General features: G+C 69.3%; 1 protein-coding gene. It reads right to left on the bottom strand.

All coding sequences use genetic code 11. The annotated features are described in order from the left end of the window. Positions 1–70: 70 nt before the first annotated feature. The gene (locus ACFV4G_RS17895; protein WP_380441312.1) at positions 71–2,626 is read right to left on the bottom strand and encodes a collagenase; all 2,556 of its coding nucleotides are present in this window, start codon (positions 2,624–2,626) and stop codon (positions 71–73) included. Positions 2,627–3,022 lie beyond the last annotated feature (396 nt).

The following is a 3,022-nucleotide window of genomic DNA, read 5'->3' on the forward strand; positions in this document are numbered from 1 at the left end:
ACCGCCGCCAACACCCGGGCGGCGCCCCCCCGTGGGGCAGCCGCCGCCCTTCGCCGTTGCGGTGCGAGGGTCAGTACTGGGTGCTGACCGTCACGCCGCTGAAGTCGGTGTTGGCGTAGAGGCTGATGTAGCGGTAGCCGGCCGTCGGGTTGGTGACGGTGAGGCTCTGGGCGGTGCCGGGCCCGGTGGAGGAGGCGGTGAAGGCGCTCGGGGAGGCCCAGGTGTCGGCGTTGTAGTAGAGCGAGGCGTTGCCGGTGCCGCCGGAGGTGGAGACCTTCAGCGTGCTGGTGCCGGCCGGCAGGTAGACGTAGAAGTAGTCGAGGCTGCCGGCGGTGCGGGCCTGGCCGGGCCGCGAGCAGTTCTGGCCGAGCGCGTCGGTGCGCGGGTCGGTGCAGGTCGGCAGGGTGGTGCCGGCGCCGGTGGTGACGGTGACGGAGGACGGGGTGCTGGCGCTCTTGCCGGCGCTGTCGGTGACGGTCAGGGCGACCGTGTAGGTGCCGGGGTTGGCGTAGGTGTGCACCGGGTTCTGCTGGTCGGAGGTGGTGCCGTCGCCGAAGGTCCAGTGCCAGGAGGCCAGCTTCGCCTGGGAGTTGGTCTCCACGGACTTGTCGTTCAGGGTGACGGTGGCGCCGTTGACGGACTGGCCGAACAGGGCGGTGGGGCCGTCGGCGTAGCAGGCGCCGGCGGCGCAGGCGTTCAGCCAGGCGTCGAAGTCGGCGTCGTAGGAGGTGCCGAGGCCGTTGTAGACCGCGTAGCCGCCCTGGTAGTCACCGGTGCGGAAGTGGCCGAGCATGTTGTACACGTCGGAGGGGTGCTTCTCCAGCATGTAGCGCACCGCCAGGTAGCCCCACGGGTAGGTGCGCACCGAGTCCGAGTTGTCGTAGGTGTTCTGGAAGACGGTGCTCAGCTTGTAGCGGTGCGCGGCGGCCTCGGTCATCGCCTGGGTGTCGGTGGTGCCGCGGTAGCTGTAGGACTCGTACTCGGCGACGCCCTCGATCCACCAGATGTCCGGGACGGAGATCTCGGTGCCGAAGTTGCCCTTCATGTCGTAGATGTTGTCGAGGTAGTGCGTGTACTCGTGGTTGAGGTTCCACACGTTGGCGGGGAAGCCGTCGTTCCACGACTTCTGGTACATGACCGACACCGGCTGGTTGTTGGGGTCGGTGACGTCCATGACGGTCTGGCCGCCGTTGTTGGTGGAGTTGTTGTAGATGGCCCAGGAGTAGGTGAGGTAGTCGGCCTGGTTCTTGAAGACGGCGAGGGTGATGGTCTTGCCGTACTGGTTCGGGACGGGGCCGTTGTCCTTGACCATGGTGTGGAAGAAGCCGTCCTCGCCGCGCAGGCTGGCGCAGACGGTGGCCAGGTCCTCGGCGGACAGGGCCTCGCCGCGGATGGTGCGGTTGTCGCACACCAGCGTATTGGGCAGGACGGCGGCGGTGAGCTTGCCGGGCAGGTCGCAGGTGCCGTAGGAGGAGCACTGCGCGCCGTCGTACTGGTTGGCGTTGTACGCGGTGTACACGTACAGCGGGCCGGTGCTGCCGGTGACCGGGGTGGTGTCGAGGACCTGCTTGACCAGGGGCCGGGTGAACGCGGCGACGGAGCCGCCGTCGCCGGCGGTGCGGGCGAGGTCGTTGCCGGCGTTGACGTCGAGGAACTGGTTGGCGGTGCCGAGCAGGTCCTTGTGGTTCTGTGCGAAGTTCGCGAGGGCCGTGATCACGCTCGGGTCGGCGGCGACCGCGCTGACGTAGTCGGGGTTCCAGTTGGCCCGCCACAGCGGCGCGAACAGGACGGCGTTGACGGCCTTCACCATCTTCGGGAAGGCGTTGTAGCCGTTGTCGTAGCCGTTCAGGACCTGCTTGTAGACGTTCAGGTAGCGGGCCTGGATGTTGGCGCTGTCGGTGAGGACCAGCACGTCGTAGAGCACGAGGCCGTTGGCGTCGGTGACGTCGTGCCAGCGCGCGCCGGCGAAGAACGCGTCGAGGCCGGCCTTGACGGCGGCGGTGAGCGAGGCGTCGTAGGGGCCGACGGCGGAGGCGTTGTTGGACTGGACGTAGAAGCCGGCCCGCAGGAACAGCACGAGCTGCAGGATGCCGGTGGAGTTGTCGCCGGTGTAGTGCGCGGCCTGGGCCTGGAAGGCGGCGGCGACGGTGAGCATCTGGGACTGCTTGAAGACGTTCCCGGCGTCGGTCCCGGTGACGTTGAACAGCGTGTTGACGCAGTCCGTGGTCGAGCCCTGGACGAAGGAGACCAGGTCGGCGCCACTGCGGGAGCCGAAGTCGGCCGGCGTGCAACCAGCCGCGTCCGCACCGGACTTGGCGGCGGCGAACGCGTGCTTCACGGGGGCGGGAGCCGGCTGCTTGGCGCCCGCGGACGGGCCGCTCTGCACGGCCGTCCCGGCCGGCTGCAGGGCCTGCCCGAGCCGGTCGGCCGCCAGCGGGGCGGCCGTGCGTCCTATCGCCTCGGACGCCGGGGAGGCTATCTCGGCCCCGAACGGCGCGGGCACGGCCGGCGCGGCGGCCTTCACGGGAGCCGCCGCGGGCGAGGCGAGGGCGGGGGTCGGCAGCATGAACGCGGAGCCGGCGAGGGCACCGGCCACCAGAAGGGGAAGGGATTGGCGCAGACGCACTGCGGTGTCCTTGTCCTGAGTGGGGGAGATGAGTAACGGAGCGTCAGCCACGAGGCGTGAGGGAGGGGGACCTTGACGACAACCTGTCACCGGATTCAGGGTCAGAACAATGTCACAGGTTATATGCCACCGCAAGGGTGTGACATGGCACTGCCTTGGGGGGTGGTCCTCGGGGGCGAGCGCCCTGGCGGGTTCGTGAGGCTTGGCAGGTTCGTGAGGCTTGGCAGTGTGGCGGACTCCGGGCCGCCGAGAGTCCTGGTGGCCCGCCAGGTGCGGAACCCGGCCGCTGGCGTTGCCGCCCGCCGACGGCCAGAGGCCCCACCGGAAGATTAAACCGGTGTTCCGGCCGGTTGTGGGTGGGTGGTATATAGCATGGCTGGATGTGAGGGGCGCGGC

The sequence above is a fragment of the Kitasatospora sp. NPDC059747 genome, from assembly GCF_042732955.1.
GTDB lineage: Bacteria > Actinomycetota > Actinomycetes > Streptomycetales > Streptomycetaceae > Kitasatospora.